The following is a 17,551-nucleotide window of genomic DNA, read 5'->3' on the forward strand; positions in this document are numbered from 1 at the left end:
ATTATTTCCCCCTAGCTTTTTTGTTTGTTGCTTCTACTGCTTTTTGAACCGCCTCTGAAAAATTATATTCATATAAAGCTTTGAGACCTTCAGCTGTGGAACCACCTGGCGTTGTTACTTGTTCGCGGAGGTTAGCCGGATCTTGCGTTTGTTCAAGCATAGAAGCAGATCCAGAAATCATTTGAATGACAAGGTGTTTTGCGGTTGCTTCATCGACGCCATAACTTTTTGTTGCTTCAATTAAGCATTCAGCAAAGTAATAAAGGAAAGCTGGTGCACTTCCAGTAACTGCAGTAAGCTGATGAACTTCTTCTTCAGTGCAAAGTTGCGAAGTACCAATGCCTCCTAAAAGCAGTTGCAGGGTTTCTTGATGCATCTCGTTTACTGATCGTCCCATTGTATATAAGGAGATAGACTTTCCAATTTCAGCAGCTGTATTTGGCATAATCCAAGCGACAGGTGTTCCCTCGGGAAGTCTTTCTTTTAAATAAGATGGACCAATGCCAGCAGCTACCGTTACGACAAGTTGATTCGATAGTAACGGAGATAATTCTGCTAATAATTCTTCATGTGCAGAAGGTGGCATTGCTAAAACAATCGTATCAACAGATGTAACATGCTGCTTCCAATCTGTTGTGATAGACACATTATATCGTCCTTGTAATTGTTCTAGCTTTTCTACGTTGCTGCGGTTAGAAACGATAATTTTTTCGATGTATTCTTTGCTTGTTTTAAGTAATCCGGAAAATATAGCTTCTGCCATACGACCAGCACCAATAAATAGAATTCGATGTTTAGTTAGCATATCCTTTATTCCTTTCTAGTGGAGATATGTTATAAAAAACGATACCATTTTTAAGAGAATTTTGTAAAAAGAAAAGACTTATTGTGAAAAGGATGGAAATGGAGGGAGGAGGGTTAATATAAATAAGGTTATAAAAATTATTATACTTAAAAAATAGTTGTAATAAAAAATCCCTGAAGCATAACTGCTTCAGGGATTAATAGATTATAAGTTTATGCTTTTGTCATACCTAACAATACAGCACCGCCAATAATTAAAACACTACCTAGTGCAATAAAGATCAATTGACGTTTTGTTTTCTTTTCACCTAAGAAGACAATCGCACCGAATGTTGAGATAACGATTCCAGTTTGAGATAATGGGAAGCTTGTTGCTACTCCGACACGTGGTAATGAAAGAAGTAAGAATAAGTTTCCAGTTCCCCATAGTAAACCAGATAAAGCATTACGGATTGCATATTTGTTAAATGGTTTATGTTTAGATGTCAATACAACCGCACCAACAAACATACCAACTGCTTGTGGTAAAATAGCAGACCAACCATCGATATTATACCAACGAATAATAATTACATATACAAGGTAGCCGAAAGTAGAAACAATTAAAGTAAGAAGTCCTTTTTTCAATTGTCCTGGTGGCTGTGCATTTTCTTTGTCATCTAGTGATGTGAATACAACACCAACTACGATTAATAGGATTGCAATCGTTCCCAGAATAATCGTTGTTGTTGTAGTCCACTCACGGAAAGCGATAACCCCAAAGATAGAAGTTGCAACAAGTTGCATACCAGTAGAAATCGTTACAGTAGTTGAAACACCTAGTTTTTCAACTGTTTTTAATTGGTTTACTTGTCCTAATGCCCAGAATAAACCTGAAATAAAACCAACAATTAAGACTGTCATTGTTAAAGCTGGTTGAGTAAATACATACATAATTGTTGCGAAGAATAGAGCACCGATTGTCATACCTACCGTTTGGCTATATGCACCACCGCCCATTTTTACGCTTACTAATAAGATGTTTCCCCATGCAATTGCAGGAAGAAGCGCTAATAAAATGTCCATTACAAGACTCCCTTCGGTTTTCTATACCAATATAATTACATATCGTTCTAACGATCGGTAATGCCCCACTACTAGAGTAGAAGATTACCGATCGCTAAAACAGGATGAAGAATTCACGATATAAATGCGTTTTCATTTCTTCATTTTTTGAAACACCTCCATATAATAACAGGAAATTGCCTATTTTAGAAAGTGAATTCAAATAAAATGTATATTTTAATAAGAGGTAAAATTCAGTTATTTCCCGATGGTATATTTTTATTTCCTAAGAAATAAAGAAGCAGCTTAGAAAAAGCTGCTTTAAGGGTTAGTAATTCTTTTGTTAATAAGCTGAATACATAGTAGAAATAGGAGTGACATACTAATAGTGATAACTACAAGTGTCCAGGCGAGCTGCATATTACTTGCATCAATCGCCATATAAATTGCAGTTGGGATTGTCTGTGTTTTACCAGGAATGTTCCCAGCAAACATGAGTGTAGCACCAAACTCACCGAGCGCACGAACAAAGCTCAAAATCATTCCGCTTAGTAAGGCGGGAAATGCAAGCGGAAGTGTGACGTGTAGAAAAACTTGATATTCACTGGCACCAAGGTCACGAGCACTTTCTTCAATTTGTACATTCGCAATAGAAAATCCTGTTTTTGCTGATTGGTACATGAGCGGAAATGCAACAACTGTAGAAGCGATGATAGCAGCAGTAGATGTGAACATAATGGACTGCTGAAATATTGATTCTATCCACATTCCAATGGGACTATTATTTCCAAAAATGATAATGAGAAAAAAGCCGATTACAGTTGGTGGAAGTACCATTGGTAATAAGAAAATAGTTTCTAATAGTACTTTATATCTCCATGAGGAGCGTGCTAACGCCCGTCCGATAATCGTCCCTAAAATTGTAACGATAATGGTGGCGCATGCAGCTACTCGTATAGATAGAAAGATTGGTGACAAAATAGCATCAAAGCTCATGGCAATTATGACAGGACTGTAAATCCATATTTTTTAAAGATAGATTGTGCATCTTTTGACTGCAAATACTCATAAAATGAAGTCGCCTCTTTCTTGTGCTTAGATTCTTTTATAACACCTAAAGGATAGTGAATTGGCTCATGAGAAGTAGCTGCTGCTGTCTCACCAATCTTTACTTTGTTTGAAATAAGAGCATCTGTTTTGTATACAATACCAGCATCTACATTACCTGTTTCTACATATGTTAACACTTGGCGAACATCTTTTGTAAATACGATTTTATTTTGAATGTCATTCCATAGATTTTCATGCGTGAGAGAAGCCTTTGCGTATTTTCCCGCAGGTACTGATTCAGGTGTACCAAGCGCGATTTTCTTAATTTTTTCATCTTTTAAATCTTGAATTTTCGTAAGAGAACTATCTTTTGGGATAACTAGAACAAGTTCATTTCCAAGAAGATTTTTCCCTTCTTTTTCATTAATGAATCCTTTTTTTACAAGAGTTTGGAATTTATCTTCGGCTGCTGAGAAGAATAAATCAGCAGGCGCGCCTTGTTCAATTTGTTGTTGAAGTGCACCAGAAGCACCGAAGTTAAAAGAAAGTTTAATATCAGGTTCTTTTTCTTTATATTGTGTTTCAATTTCTTTTAGTGCATCTTGTAAGCTTGCAGCTGCTGATATAGTGAGTTCAACTGTTTTTCCTTCTGTAGCAGTTGATTTCTCTTTCTTATCTCCGTTTGTACATGCAACGCTAAATATAAGAAGAAAAGAAAGTATAAGCGCCCCGATGGATCGTAATGTAAACTTGTTCATAAAAAAATCCCCTTTCGTTTTGATATATTCAATTATAACTAATTATAACTAGATATAACTAGTTATAATTGAATATAATTTGAACGATATAGTTGTTTTTTAATATAGGAGAAATATTCTTTTCTTTGTTACAATGAAGGAAGAAAGTGAGGAATCGTCTATGGATCATCATTCCTACACAACGGAAGAAGTAGCGAAGCGATTAAAGGTATCAAAATTAACTGTATACGATCTAATTAAAAAAGGAGAACTTCCTTCTTATAGAATTGGTAGACAGATGCGCATTGATGCAACAGATTTAGAACAATATATAAAGCAAATGAAAACAGGGAAAATACAAGGTACTCCTGTAAAGAGCGAAGATAGTAGAGGCTTGGATACATGTATTATTAGCGGACAAGAACTAACGTTAGATATGTTGGCAAAACGTATAGAAAATCGCCTGCCAAGTTCAAATATATTAAGAGCATATCAAGGTAGTTTAACGAGCTTAGTAAAAATGTATCAAGGAGAAGGAAGTATCGTTAGCTTGCATTTGTTTGATGGCGAAACGGGTACATATAATGTTCCTTACGTAAAACGTATTTTAGTTGGACAACCATGTACGATGATTAATTTATTAGCAAGGAACGTTGGGTTTTATGTGCAAAAGGGAAATCCGAAAAATATAAAAACATGGGCTGATTTATCTCAGTCATCTATACGATTTGTAAATCGAGAAAAAGGCTCTGGTATTAGGGTGTTAGTCGATGAACAATTGCGCATTCAAAAGTTAAATAAAGAACGTATTAGTGGATATGAATGGGAAGAATCAAACCATCTTGGTGTTGCCACGCAAGTCGCAAATGGAAAAGCTGATGTGGGAGTAGGATCAGAAAAGTTTTCGCAAATTGTAAATGTAGACTTTATTCCAATCATGAAAGAACAGTATGATTTAGTGATTTTGAAGAATAAAGAAAATGAAGAGTTGATTGAAGTCGTGAAAGACATTCTGCAATCGGAAGAATTTCATAATGAATTAACAGCAATTGGCGGATACGATATGACGAAAACAGGTCAAATTATATATGAAATAAAGTGAAACTCTAATCAGTGGGGGTTTTCTTCATCCTCCACTGATTATTAGTTGAACCAATCGGACTTTTATGGGCAGTTGATCCCCCACCTAACTTCTTTGCTTTCGCTGAATTTTGAGGTGGGGGTCTTACTGCCCATTAAAGCGGGACAAACTAAAAAGCTGCTTGTCTATAAGACGAGCAGCTTTTTCTATATATAAAGGGGTTTGGGGAAACAAAGTGTTAAACAAGACCTTGAGCAAGTGTGTAAATGAAAGCTGTAAGAAGAGTTGCTCCACTTGCAAGCCCGATAAAGTCTGATTTGTTAAATGTAATGTTGTTCATTATAATCTCTCCTTATTTGTTTAATGTAGTTGCAACAGCTTTTGCATCGACAAGTGCGGATAGCACCATGCCCATTGTATTTAAAAATTTGTTTGATTTTATTTTGTTCATCATGCGTATCCGCTCCTTTTCGAATTGTTGTTGCCCTGCTTTATATCTTAATTATAGGAAATATGATCGCCTGCAACTATCGAATTAGCTTACGAAAGACTTACACTTTTGTAAGAAAAAAAGACATCCGTGTAAGAATGTCTTTTAAAGCATGTTGATGTGATGATGCTCTTCAATTGTTTTTAAAAAACTACGCATTGAATTCGTCATATAGCTATCTTTACGGCGTATGAAAACCGTTGAAATACTACCATATTTTTCAGGGATTGCATGACAATGCACCTTACCAGCTTTAGAAAGATGGTGGACAGCAGACTGTGGTACGAGCGTAATTCCAAGGCCAAGTGCGACACTATTTAATATTGTCTCTAATATATTAAATTCCATAATTCTTTTTGGTAGCAAACCTTCATCTTTCAGCCATCGTTCTAGTTTGGAACGGTATCCACATCCTTGGTTAAAAACGAGTAGAGGCGTAGTTGTAAATTCTTCTATATGAAAAGCTTTATTTTGTGTTATCAGCATTAATTTTTCTGTACTAACATCGTATTGTTCAATTAGTGGATGTTTAATAGGGCCTGATATAAAGGCACCATCTAATTGGTGATCAAGTACTTCTCTAATTAATTCTTCTGTTAGACCTGCTTGTAATGATAAATCGACATTCGGATAGCGTTTATAGTAAGAAGATAAAATGGTAGGTAATGTACTTACTGTTTCGACAGTACCGATTTTTAATATGCCAGAGGGTGTTTCGCTATCTAAAAATACTTGTTTTAGCTCATCCACATCTTGCAAAATTTTATTAACATAAACGAGCATTTTTCTTCCTTCAGCTGTTAAAGTCATGCCTCGTTTATGACGATAAAAGAGCGGTGTTTTTAGCTCGTTTTCTAGTTGTTTAATACGTGCAGTTACATTTGATTGTACGTAATTTAATTCCTTTGCTGCGCCGCTTACACTGCCTTGATCGGCAACGCTCTGGAAGATTTGTAAATCTCTTAATTCCATAATACGATCCTCCTTGATGTTAACTATCATTATAAATGATAATTAACATCATTTTGAATCATTTTACGTGATATATTTTTTCTTTTACAATTCTCTTTGTGCAAATAGAAAGAAGTGGGGGATTGTGGTGAGAAGAGGTCAAATAATAATAGGTGCTTTCGCATGTTTAATAGCAAGTATGTCATGGGGAGCAATGTTTCCAGTTGCTGATCATGCGTTAGAATACATAGATCCATTTTACTTTTCGCTTATTCGCTATGGAGCGGTGGCGATCGTACTGATTGTATTGTTGTTAATGAAAGAGGGAAAACGGGCATTTCGTTTAGAGGGAAGAGGAAAGTTACTCGTCTTTTTCGGAACGATGGCGTTTACTGTGTATAATGTACTTGTATTTTTAGGTCAAATGTTAATGGGGAAATCAGGCGTCATGGTAGCCTCAATTATGGAAGCACTTATGCCGATGATTTCTATTTGTATTTTATGGGGATATAAGCATGTAAAACCGAAAAAGTATATGATAACGAGCATGATTATCGCCTTTTTAGGAGCTGTATTTGTTATTACAAAGGGCGATATGAGTTTCTTTTTTACATTGAAAGATAACATGTTTTCACTAGCATGTATATTTGTTGGAGTTGTAGGTTGGGTTATTTATACGATGGGTGGTCAAACGTATAGCGATTGGTCGACATTACGTTACTCTACATTGACATGTGTATTCGGTACGACTGTTACAGGAATTATAACGGTACTTATTACGTCGCTTGGATATGTTTCAATTCCGAGTGTGGGAACGATTTCTGTCGTGAAATATGATTTATTGTTTATGATGACATTACCGGGAATTGTAGCATTACTTGCTTGGAATTACGGTGTGAAAATTTTATCATCTATTAATGGTATTTTATTTATTAACTTTGTACCTATTACGACTTTAGTTATTATGATGATGCAAGGATATCAAATTACAATGTTTGATATTGTAGGAACTTTACTTGTTATTGCAGCACTTATTCGCAATAACGTTTGTCAGAGAAAAGAAGAAAATATAAATAAGAAAATATTACAAGAAGAGCAATTACGTCAAGCTGTTTAATAGACAATGGGAGGATTTCACATGTTAGAAAGTTTATTGTTTTTCTTCGCCGTTGGAGTTGCTTGTGAGCTTGCAGCAATTAATCGAAATGGTCGTAAGAAGATAAAACAACAAGCTGAAATGATACAGCTTTTAAAAGAGTTAAAAGAAAGAAACATTTAAAAAGACGACCGGGCATAGACGGTCGTCTTCTTCTATATAAAGGGGAAAGGGGACACAAAGTTATACAAGCGTAGCAGCGTAAATAAAAGCAGTAAGAAGAAGAGAGCCGCTAGCTAATCCTAAAAAATCTAATTTGTTAAAAGTGATGTTATTCATGATGCATTCTCCTTACTTGTTTAATGTAGAAGCAACAGCTTTTGCATCGATAAGAGCGGAAAATACCATGCCCATTGTATTTAAAAAATTGTTCGTTTTCATCTTGTTCATCATATTGATCCGCTCCTTTTCGAATAATGGTTGCCCTGTTTCTGACTTAATTGTATGAAATATCGCAAGAAGTAACTATCGAATTAGCTTACAAGAAAATTACACTTTTGTAAGAATTGAAATTTAACAATTAATACTCATTTTTATTACCAACTCCTAAAACTTAGTGTTATAATTGTGTTAAGAAAATGATTATACTTCGGATGTTCAGAAAGGAACGAAACAAATGTATAAACCAATTACATTTTTGTTGAAATATATATTTAAAACAGCTGGGAAAGTAGAAGTGCAAGGAAGAGAAAAATTACCAGAAGGCGGCCCGTATGTTGTTGCATGTACACATACAAGCTTTATGGATGTGTTAATGTTAGCTACAGGGATGTATCCGACCGAAATTCATTACATGGCCAAAAAAGAATTATTTGAAGGGAAATTCAAAAATTGGTTCTTTAAAAATGTAAATGCATTCCCCGTAGATCGTGCAAATCCAGGACCGAGTACACTTAAAATTCCATCACGCTTATTAAAAGAAGGGAAAGTTGTAGGGATTTTCCCAAGTGGAACGAGATCAACAGAAGACGTTTCATTAAAAGCTGGTGCCGTGACAATTGCGATGCGTTCTAACGTTCCATTAATACCGGCAGCTTATATTGGCCCATCAAGTGTAAAAGAATTAATAAAAGGGAAAAAGGCGCAATTGATTTTTGGAGACCCAATTCAAATTGATGCTGAAGAACAAATAGATCGAAAAACAGCTATGAAAATGATGACAGATCAATTAAATGAGAAGTTTGAGGAGTTAAAGGAAGCTTTGCAATCAAATCAAAAGTAAGAAAAGACGACCGGGCATAGACGGTCGTCTTTTCTATTACTATTTATAATAAAGGGGAAAGGGGACACAAAAGTTATACAAGCGTAGCGGCGTAAATAAAAGCAGTAAGAAGAACTGATCCGCTAGCTAGTCCTAAAAAATCTAATTTGTTGAAAGTAATGTTATTCATCATACATTCTCCTTACTTGTTTAATGTAGAAGCAACAGCTTTTGCATCGATAAGAGCGGAAAATACCATATCCATTGTATTTAAAAAATTGTTTGATTTCACTTTGTTCATCATATGAATCCGCTCCTTTTCGAAGAGTTGTTGCCCTGTTTCTGACTTAATTGTATGAAATATTGCGGGGAGTCACTATCGAATTAGCTTACAGGAAAATTACACTTTTGTAAGAAAAACGAATGGAGGTGTAATGATGAGAAGGTTTGACATATGTTCATGGAATTTATTAATTTAAAAGTAGAGGTGAGTGTATGGCTAATATTAAAGATATTGCAAAGATGGCGGGAGTTTCAGTTACGACTGTTTCGAGAGTATTGAATGATCATCCGTATGTAAGTGAAGAAAAAAGGAAAGCGGTTATGGAGATAGTTGAGAAGTTGAATTACTCACAAAACGCAAATGCTGTTCATTTATCAAAAGGAAAGACGAATATTGTTGGTGTGATTCTCCCTTACATTAATCACCCGAGCTTCGATGCAATGGTAGGGGGAATGATGGAGGGAGCGTTAACTCATAACTACAGGGTGCTACTTTGCCAAACGAATTATAATAAAAAAGAAGAAATGAAAAGTTTACATATGTTAAAAACGAAACAATTGGATGGTCTTATTATTTGTTCACGTGCGAATGATTGGGAAATGATAGAACCGTATGCTTCTTACGGCACAATCATTGCTTGTGAAGATAATGATATTTCAAACATCTCAAGTGTATATACAAATCATTCGGCAGCTTTCCAGCTAGGAATGAACCACCTTATTGAAAAAGGTTATAAAAAAATTGGTTATTGTACGGGGAGAAAGCTAGGACCGAGTAGTCAAAAGCGTTTTGATGTGTATAAACATCAATTGCAATCTATAGATGAAGAAGTGAATGAAGAATGGATTTTCACAGAATGTTTTACATTAGAAGATGGTGTGAGAGTCGCTCATAAGTTAAAAAGTATGCAGAATCTCCCTGAAGCGTTAATCGTAGCAGGAGATGAAGTTGCGATTGGGGTTATGACGGAAGTTTGGAAATTGGGTATTCAAGTTCCTGAGGATTTAGCGATTATTGGTTTAGATAACCAACCTATTTCGCAAGTGTTGCAACTTACAACCATTGATCAAAATTTGAAGGGGATAGGGAAAGCGGCTTTTGAAGTGTTTTACCGGCAAATCAATGACGAGAATTTTAAACTAGAAAAGGTGGAAATTCCATATGAACTTGTGGAGCGATCTACAGTGTAATTTTAATCCGTTATGTGCATAAGTGTATAACGGATTATTTTTTTGAAATATCTTTGACAGGAAACGCGTTTCATACTTTATAAAGGAATTAAACCGGCTTGTAACAATCCATGGATTCTTTTCAAGAATAGTATTTGGAGGGATATGCATGAATGAACTTTTATTAAGTATAAAAAAGTATTTGGGGAATGACGAAAATATTTTAGCCTTTGTGGTGGGGATTTTTGAGAAGGATAATTTCACGTTATGTTATCAACATGGGATTTTTGTTATCACTACTAGACGTCTCCTGTTTTACGGGAAATTTCCGTACTATCCTTCAACATTTAAAGAGTACTCATATTTGCATATAGATAGCATATATTTCCGTCCGTATTTTGGATTTACTTGTAATCATGAAACGGTTAGAGCTAAGTATATTCAGCAAGGGAATGTGGAGCGATTTGTCCATACAGTGAGAACAAATATGAATAATTAATCACCCCTTCGTTTAAACATAATATCTCAATTTTTAAGAGGTGAAATGCGCAATAAAAACAACTACTAAACCTCTAGGAGATAGTGATACAATGTCAAATGGGGGGAGGGTATGAACTATGGTTAATCAACGTATAAAGGAAATAACACTAATTACAATTGGCTCATTATTATTCGCAATTGGTATTAATTACTTTGCAATTCCAAACCGTCTATCAGAGGGTGGAATTATTGGTTTAACGGTTGTTACGTACTATTTATTTGATTGGTCGCCGGGGATTGTGAACTTTGCTATAAATGCAATTTTACTAGCTGTTGGTTATAAATTTTTTGATAAGAAAACGATGATTTATACAATTTTAGGGATTGTAGAAACATCCTTGTTTTTATATGTTACAGAACATATTGAGTATCATGTAAATAGTGATACGTTATTAGCGGCACTATTTGCTGGTGTATTTGTCGGTATCGGATTAGGCTGTATGTTCAAAGCTGGAGGTACATCAGGGGGATCGGCAATTTTAGCACGGTTAGCAAATCAATATTTAGGTTGGAGCGTCGGTAAAGGTGTACTTATTATTGATATCGTTGTAATTGCTGGTTCCGTATTTATAATAGGGCAGGAAAAAGCGATGTACACACTTGTTGCGGTATTTATCGGAGCGAAAGTGATTGATTTCATTGTAGAAGGAATGGATACAAAAACGGCTGTTACAATTATTTCAAATCAACCAGAGTTAATACGTGAGGCTATTACGAAAAACATGACACGCGGTGTCACTGTATTAGAGGGGCGCGGCGGATATACTGGTAAAAATAAAGAAGTTTTATATGTTGTTATTAATAAACAAGAGCTTGTTAAGCTAAAGCAAGTTATTAGTCGAGTAGATGAAGATGCTTTCGTTGTTATCCATGATGTACGTGATGTACTCGGTGGAGGCTTTAAAGCAAGCTAAAAGGTGAACGAGTAAATTCGTTCACCTTTTTTTAATTCTTACAAAAGTGTAAGTGTAATGTAATGAGATTCAATAGTAGATTGTATTCCTTCTTTTTAAAATGGATGTATATATATCCTGCAGAGGAGGAATGTTTATTATGAAGAAAAAAATGATCACTACAATAATAGCGATGATAGTCATAGTAATAATGTTACTACCTACGAAACTTGGACCGGTTATCGATAAATATAATCCATTTTATAAGACGAAAGAATACTATACGGTTGTGAATACAATTGGTCAGCATATTGGCGATGAGTGGTATGAATATGAATTTATTGCATTTGACGAACGTGGAAGAGAACAAAAAATAAAGAAGACTGTTAAGCATATGTTAAAGAGAGATGAAACATTAAAGGTGTATGCAAAAGGACGTTACGGCGAGGCAATTGAAGAAATTGAAGCGATAAATATTCCTATTAATGCAAAGAGTAAACTTTTATCGATGAGATAGCAAAATATACCCCTGCCTATTTTTTGTCGAAAATAAAAATACTAGGTATGGGTATATTGTAGGTTCGTAAAAAAGCCTTAGTCTCTAGAGACTAAGGCTTTTTTATTATATAAAGGGGAAGGGGGTACATTGTAGTAGCATGAGTGAAAGGTATAAGAAGAGTAGCTACTAGCAATGTAATTTGGTTATTGAGTGTTCTTCTTATTTGGCTTACTTGTTAACTTTATTTTACGAGATGTAGGTTAGGGAAACTATCGAATTACATTACACATAGCTTACAAACATGTAAGTCTTCTGTAATGTAATTCGATGGTTAAAAGATAGCGAATTTTATATAGTGTAATTAGAAAGTCTCACTGTATTACTTTCTGTTTATAATGTTAATGAAGAATGAAAAACCAACTACTTTTTAATAAGCCTCATCTGTTATGTAGATGGGGCTGTTCTTTTAAACCTTACAACATTGTAAGGTTTACGTAAGTTAATTCGATAGTAAATTTTTTATATTTTTTGCATAATAGATACAAATAGATAAAAATAATTAGGGATATAGTAAGAAGGGAGAAGAATGGGATGCGTAAAGAAGAAGTAGTGAAGTTTCCAATTAAAGATTTCTGTAGCTACTTTACTGTTGCCGTAGTATGTATTGGATTATTTGATATCATAACAAACTTAATTGTTAAATAATATAGATGACAAAACAAGAAGGGAGATCCTTTCTTGTTTTTTTTATGGGGGAATAAAAATGAAGTGGATTGATAGTCATATACATGTTGACCAATATAAGGATGAAGAGAAAAGTAAATTACTTAAAGATGTGGAAAATAGCAAAGAGATAGAGGGGCTTATTGCAGTATCTATGAATTATCAATCATGTAAAGAAACTTTATCTTTAGCAAAGCGATATCCCTTTGTTCATCCAGCAATAGGTTTTCACCCGGAGCAACTGATTCATAAAGAAGAATGTGAGCAAATTTATAAATTAATTGAAGATCATGTAGAGGACATAGTTGCAATTGGTGAGGTAGGTTTGCCGTATTATGTAAGAAAAGAAGATGAGCGCATTGCTGTCAATTCATATATTTCGGTGTTACAAAGGTTTGTTGAACTAGCTAGTAAATATGATTTACCAATTATATTGCATGCAGTGTATGAAGACGCTGATATTGTATGTGATTTACTGGAGAAATATAAAGTTTCACGTGCACACTTTCATTGGTTTAAAGGAAGTGAAACAACAATGAAACGGATGATGAGGAATGGTTATTATATTTCTATTACATCAGATGTTTTGCATAAGGAGAAGATTAGAAAAATTGTTTCGTATTATCCTCTTGAATATATGATGGTAGAAACAGATGGACCATGGGAATTTCAAGACGGTGTTATGACGCATCCGAGAATGATTAGAGAGGTACTAAAGGAAATAAGTGTTATAAAAAACATGTCTGTTGATAAGGTTACGAAAACGATATATGAAAATACGATTCAATTTTACCCCGCATTAACGGGCAGTAAGACTCCCACTGATTAAATTTTCATTTTATTTGGAAGGATAGGAGCGTTACTCTTATTCTTTTTATTATGGATATTTTTTCTAATATTTTCTATAATTTATGATGTGTTTAATTTGATGAAGGAAGTAGGGGAGAAAATGGGGAAAGTATATAGAAAAATAGCTATTACAATGATGATTGGTGCACTTTCACTTGCAGCGTTTGGGTGTGAAGCAGAAAAAAAGGTTATAAATCCAAATGCAACACAAGAAAACAAAGAAGAACAAATTGATCCAGTAGTTGAAAAACAGATGAAAGAAAATGAGAAAAATGGGAATACGGTTGGAAACAGTTCGAATAAAGGGAAGATGACAGAGAATAATGGATGGATTTACTACGCGGTAAATGGTGATCAAAATACAGGGGGCATTTATCGTACGAAAGATCACTTTCAGACTTCGGAACGTGTAGTAGAGGGTGTAAATGCTTCTTACATAAATATAAAAAACAAAAACGTATATTTTATTCATACGGATGAAGATAAGAATGCGGGAGTATCTTCTTTAATGAAGTATGATATATCTAGCAAAAAGTTAGATACGCTAAAAGAGGATACAAATTATGTTTATATAAAAGATCAAACTTTATTTTACCCGAAAAAATATTCAGAGCATGGTGGTTTTGATATTGTAGGGATTGTAAAAATGGATTTAAAAACGGGACAGGAAGAAGAAGCGGCATTTAAAAATTCTGGTTGGTCTCAAACGATAGATGATAGTATTCTACATTGGAATAAAAATCGTGGAACACAAGTGACAAAAGATAATAAAACTTGGTCAAAAGAAAATTATGCAACAATATCTAGTGCTACATATGATAATGAAAAATTATATGCTGTTGTCGACTTCTCGTTACCTTTTGAAACAAATGAAGCTGAGCATGGCATATATGAAATAGACGTTCAACAAAATAATGAAAAGTTATTGGTAAAGGATGCCTTGCAGATGAATGTGAAAGGGGATACTTTTTATTATTTAAAAAAGGATGGAGTATATAAGAAGAAATTTAATGGTGGAAATGAAAAAGTAATTTATAATAAAGCGGTTGAACCAACTAAATCTTATTTATATTTTGTAGCAGGAGATATGTACCTTTATACGGATAATGGAACTATTTTGAATTTAGATACAAAGAAATCAAATGAACTACAAGATAAGAAGTTAGCAGATGATGTTATGTTACAGAAAGTATGGAATGCACAGAAGGAACTTACTAGTATTCAAATGGCTGCACTAACAGGAAACCCAAAACGAGTAGGGGATTTTTCGTACGGGGAATTAGTGAATCCTGCTTATAATAAGAAGAACACTTTAGAGACTACGCTATCTACGTACTTCTCAAAACCATTTGTAGCAGAGTATATGAAGAGTAAGTACCTTAAAGAATTAAATGGGAAGATGCACTATGTTATTGGAGATCCAGGGTCAAAAGCAGCAACTAAATTTACAAAAATTATTTCTGCCGAATTAAAGGATGGAAAAATAAAAGCGCAGGTAGAAACGTATAATGATTATGATAATGTAACGGAAAAAGTAGAAGTCGAGTTTATTTATGAAAATCATCAATGGGTTATTAATAACATGCCACGTTTTGGTTTAAGTTAAAAAAACCACCAAGCATTCTGCTTGGTGGTTTTTTATTAGGATTCTAATTTTTTCGCACGTCTTAATAATAAAAGAAAGACAATGATGAAGAAACCAAGTATAAGGAAGAATCCATATTGTTTTATATAATCTATTACGTCACTTGCGCTTGTTGGTTTTTCAACGTGAATACCGTCTTTATTAGTAGTAATATGAATATCTTTCATTTTTACTTCATTTGTTTCTTTTTGTAAATCAATCCATTCAATATTTGGAATGCTTTCTAAATCCTTTAGTACTTCTTTTAATGGTTTCACACCTAAGTAAGGATGATAGAATGCACCAATAACTCCATCGGATAATTTAGCAACAGATACAGCATTTGCTTTCATTTTAGCAATAGCATGTGGCTTATCTTCTTCAATAAATCCAACTGTTTCAGGCATTAATTTCATGCCATGTAAAAATGATGGTGTACTTCTGTATGCTGGAGAGTGCATGGATTTCCAAGTTGTATCACTTAATTGTAGTTGTCCTACATAAGTTGAAAAGTACCTTGATAATATTTCATATCCTTTTTGAGACATTGTGTAATGAGGTGCCTCAAATGCGACAGGATATAGTTTGGCATCTACAAGTTCTTGAATGCCTTTTTCAATATGATCAGTCGTATATTTTTCTTCAAATTCTTCCCCTTTTTTTACATATGTATTATAAGCCTCTATATTAGGGAAATCATCTTTTGCTTTTGGTTTTTCATGCTTCGGTTGCCGAATTGGTTGGTCTGTTTTTACGTCCCAAAATTCAAAACCTTCACCAGTTTCACTATCATAAAATTGGTGAGTATAACCATGCATAATAATTGCTGCCCCATCATCTTGCATAGAACGTAAAAGATCGACTAGTTCGGGTTTATCTTTTAAATGTAGTGTTTTACCTGTATCTGGATCTGTATATACAGGAATGACAGTGATTATATAAGGAATCTTTTTCTCTTTTAGTAATGTAGCAATTTCTTTTAATTGATTTATATCTGCGGCTGGATGAACGTCCTCAAGACGTAAATAGGCCTCTACCTTATTGTTCGTTGGCTTTTGTTCGAAGTAAGAAAATAACATTTCACCTATGTAATGGGATATCCAGTCGAAGAGATTTGACGTTGCAACATAATAAGAATTATTTTGTTGAACAATTAATGGATAAGTATTATTTCCTTTTAAAGCATGGGCAAGAATTGTTCCAGTCGTATTAAGATGTTTAATTGATCGTTCTTCCTCTAATGTATTCTTTAGTTTACGTGTTGGATATTCAATTGTATCAGAGTTTATATCTTCATTTTTAAGTGTGATAAACGAAAAACGATTGGATAACTGTTCTATATTTTGACCTAAAACTAGTAGTGACCCTGAGAAACTTTCTAGAAATTCTTTTGTTTCAGTAGAAAGTTCTTCCTGTTTTTCACCTATGTAAATAACATGTGTATATGAAGATGTATCAGTTATTTCAGCTAACTGTTTTAAGTTTCTAATTGTTATGTCATTAGTAAAATGTCCTACTTGTGTATTCAGTATTTGGGTATCACTTGTAATTTGATCATCGTTCGAACTGTATAAAATAAGGACTTTTGGATTTTCGTTTTTTTGTGCGGAAATAGGGACGGGAATTAATAGTAGTAAACTAAATAAGAGTAGCAACCATTTTTTCATATTATTATTCTCCTAGTTTATATTTATAATTCAGTTTACAATTATATAAAAAAAATGCGTTTCAGTCTATGAAAGTTACATTTTTGCACGTATTTACCAGCTGTTTTTTCACAAAATCGGTCTAAAGCATGATGATAATTTGTATAGTTATTTGCTATGATAAAAGGGTAAGAGAATGATAGAATGTGGGTAATTGTAAAGGGAAGAAGGCTGAAAGGGGACAAATTTCAGCGAAGAAAGAGGTAGAGGTAGTGAAGAAATTCTTTGTAGGATTTTTAGTTGTTCTTGGGGTGTACTTATATTTCCAAGGAAAGTCTGAAGGAATGGGCAAATTAGTAAATGAGGAAAACTATGTTGACTCAGAAGAAGCAAAACAGATGAAACAAATTATTATAGAGGAAGCAAAGAAAGTCAATCTTCCAGAATGGATACCTCTTACAATTGCCGAACATGAAAGTCGATTAAATCCAAGAAGTGTTGGAGATAACGGAACTTCATTCGGATTGTTTCAATTGCATCGCGGTGGTGGACTTGCACCGGATCATTTAACCGATGAAGAGTTGAAAGATCCACGTACAAATGCGCAAATTGCAATGCCGCATTTAATGAAAGGATATAAGCGCGGGGTGCAAAAAGGCTTGACTGATTTTGCATTACTAAAATATATAGCAAATACATCTGGATGGCCAGGTAATTTGGGTCCAGAGTGGACGGATAATAATATGAAGTATAACGTCGGGTTAGAAGATGTGTACTATCGAAATAAAGGCGTAATAAAAGAGTAGGTTTT

20 protein-coding genes are annotated in these 17,551 nt (G+C 34.2%); 11 read left to right on the top strand and 9 right to left on the bottom strand.

The window, feature by feature from the left end; all coding sequences use genetic code 11:
* Position 1 precedes the first annotated feature (1 nt).
* The 4 genes from proC to modA form a co-directional block, all read right to left on the bottom strand.
* Complete coding sequence (gene proC, locus AAG068_RS01130; RefSeq protein WP_342716648.1) at positions 2–805, bottom strand: pyrroline-5-carboxylate reductase; 804 nt, start codon at positions 803–805, stop codon at positions 2–4.
* 212 nt (positions 806–1,017) lie between these two features.
* On the bottom strand, positions 1,018–1,869 hold the full coding sequence (locus tag AAG068_RS01135) for a GRP family sugar transporter (protein ID WP_000353546.1): 852 nt from the start codon (positions 1,867–1,869) through the stop codon (positions 1,018–1,020).
* A gap of 300 nt (positions 1,870–2,169) precedes the next feature.
* Entirely contained in the window at positions 2,170–2,844 is a 675-nt protein-coding gene (modB, locus tag AAG068_RS01140) for a molybdate ABC transporter permease subunit (RefSeq protein ID WP_064056420.1), read from the bottom strand.
* A 5-nt stretch (positions 2,845–2,849) separates the two neighbouring features.
* Positions 2,850–3,656: a molybdate ABC transporter substrate-binding protein gene (gene modA / locus AAG068_RS01145; protein ID WP_342716649.1), complete on the bottom strand. Its 807-nt coding sequence runs from the start codon at positions 3,654–3,656 to the stop codon at positions 2,850–2,852.
* A gap of 133 nt (positions 3,657–3,789) precedes the next feature.
* Between modA and AAG068_RS01150 the strand changes: the two genes are divergently transcribed.
* The gene (locus tag AAG068_RS01150) at positions 3,790–4,737 is read left to right on the top strand and encodes a helix-turn-helix transcriptional regulator (RefSeq protein WP_342716650.1); all 948 of its coding nucleotides are present in this window, start codon (positions 3,790–3,792) and stop codon (positions 4,735–4,737) included.
* A 217-nt stretch (positions 4,738–4,954) separates the two neighbouring features.
* Here AAG068_RS01150 and AAG068_RS01155 read toward each other — a convergent pair whose 3' ends face one another.
* Both AAG068_RS01155 and AAG068_RS01160 read right to left on the bottom strand, forming a co-directional pair.
* A complete protein-coding gene (locus AAG068_RS01155) occupies positions 4,955–5,056 on the bottom strand; it encodes a DUF3948 family protein (RefSeq protein ID WP_001060018.1) in 102 nt (33 codons plus the stop codon).
* A gap of 255 nt (positions 5,057–5,311) precedes the next feature.
* The gene (locus AAG068_RS01160; RefSeq protein ID WP_163254643.1) at positions 5,312–6,178 is read right to left on the bottom strand and encodes a LysR family transcriptional regulator; all 867 of its coding nucleotides are present in this window, start codon (positions 6,176–6,178) and stop codon (positions 5,312–5,314) included.
* Positions 6,179–6,305: 127 nt separating this feature from the next.
* Between AAG068_RS01160 and AAG068_RS01165 the strand changes: the two genes are divergently transcribed.
* The gene (locus AAG068_RS01165) at positions 6,306–7,274 is read left to right on the top strand and encodes a DMT family transporter (protein WP_342716651.1); all 969 of its coding nucleotides are present in this window, start codon (positions 6,306–6,308) and stop codon (positions 7,272–7,274) included.
* 21 nt (positions 7,275–7,295) lie between these two features.
* Entirely contained in the window at positions 7,296–7,436 is a 141-nt protein-coding gene (locus AAG068_RS01170; RefSeq protein WP_000894069.1) for a YrzO family protein, read from the top strand.
* Between the two features lie 60 nt (positions 7,437–7,496).
* On the opposite strand, the gene AAG068_RS01175 is transcribed toward AAG068_RS01170, so the two are convergent.
* Positions 7,497–7,592, bottom strand: coding sequence for a DUF3948 family protein (locus AAG068_RS01175; RefSeq protein WP_001060007.1), 96 nt, complete (start codon positions 7,590–7,592; stop codon positions 7,497–7,499).
* A 337-nt stretch (positions 7,593–7,929) separates the two neighbouring features.
* On the opposite strand from AAG068_RS01175, the gene AAG068_RS01180 reads away from it, so the two are divergent.
* Positions 7,930–8,535: a lysophospholipid acyltransferase family protein gene (locus AAG068_RS01180; RefSeq protein WP_098669214.1), complete on the top strand. Its 606-nt coding sequence runs from the start codon at positions 7,930–7,932 to the stop codon at positions 8,533–8,535.
* A gap of 73 nt (positions 8,536–8,608) precedes the next feature.
* Here the strand turns inward: AAG068_RS01180 and AAG068_RS01185 are convergent, their stop codons facing one another.
* Positions 8,609–8,704: a DUF3948 family protein gene (locus AAG068_RS01185; RefSeq protein ID WP_001060010.1), complete on the bottom strand. Its 96-nt coding sequence runs from the start codon at positions 8,702–8,704 to the stop codon at positions 8,609–8,611.
* A 305-nt stretch (positions 8,705–9,009) separates the two neighbouring features.
* On the opposite strand from AAG068_RS01185, the gene AAG068_RS01190 reads away from it, so the two are divergent.
* From AAG068_RS01190 to AAG068_RS01215, 6 genes are all read left to right on the top strand, one after another.
* On the top strand, positions 9,010–9,987 hold the full coding sequence (locus AAG068_RS01190; protein WP_342716653.1) for a LacI family DNA-binding transcriptional regulator: 978 nt from the start codon (positions 9,010–9,012) through the stop codon (positions 9,985–9,987).
* Between the two features lie 148 nt (positions 9,988–10,135).
* A complete protein-coding gene (locus tag AAG068_RS01195) occupies positions 10,136–10,465 on the top strand; it encodes a PH domain-containing protein (protein ID WP_342716654.1) in 330 nt (109 codons plus the stop codon).
* 118 nt (positions 10,466–10,583) lie between these two features.
* Positions 10,584–11,420: a YitT family protein gene (locus AAG068_RS01200; protein WP_342716655.1), complete on the top strand. Its 837-nt coding sequence runs from the start codon at positions 10,584–10,586 to the stop codon at positions 11,418–11,420.
* A 139-nt stretch (positions 11,421–11,559) separates the two neighbouring features.
* On the top strand, positions 11,560–11,916 hold the full coding sequence (locus AAG068_RS01205) for a YxeA family protein (protein ID WP_342716656.1): 357 nt from the start codon (positions 11,560–11,562) through the stop codon (positions 11,914–11,916).
* A gap of 745 nt (positions 11,917–12,661) precedes the next feature.
* On the top strand, positions 12,662–13,450 hold the full coding sequence (locus tag AAG068_RS01210) for a TatD family hydrolase (protein ID WP_342716657.1): 789 nt from the start codon (positions 12,662–12,664) through the stop codon (positions 13,448–13,450).
* Positions 13,451–13,570: 120 nt separating this feature from the next.
* Positions 13,571–15,076, top strand: coding sequence for a DL-endopeptidase inhibitor IseA family protein (locus AAG068_RS01215; RefSeq protein ID WP_342716658.1), 1,506 nt, complete (start codon positions 13,571–13,573; stop codon positions 15,074–15,076).
* 35 nt (positions 15,077–15,111) lie between these two features.
* Here AAG068_RS01215 and AAG068_RS01220 read toward each other — a convergent pair whose 3' ends face one another.
* Positions 15,112–16,761 carry a polysaccharide deacetylase family protein gene (locus tag AAG068_RS01220; RefSeq protein ID WP_342716659.1) on the bottom strand — a complete coding sequence of 550 codons (1,650 nt, stop codon included), beginning with the start codon at positions 16,759–16,761 and terminating at the stop codon, positions 15,112–15,114.
* 251 nt (positions 16,762–17,012) lie between these two features.
* Between AAG068_RS01220 and AAG068_RS01225 the strand changes: the two genes are divergently transcribed.
* The gene (locus AAG068_RS01225; protein WP_342719694.1) at positions 17,013–17,546 is read left to right on the top strand and encodes a transglycosylase SLT domain-containing protein; all 534 of its coding nucleotides are present in this window, start codon (positions 17,013–17,015) and stop codon (positions 17,544–17,546) included.
* Positions 17,547–17,551 lie beyond the last annotated feature (5 nt).

It is taken from the genome of Bacillus paramycoides, from assembly GCF_038971285.1.
In the GTDB taxonomy this organism is placed as follows: domain Bacteria; phylum Bacillota; class Bacilli; order Bacillales; family Bacillaceae_G; genus Bacillus_A.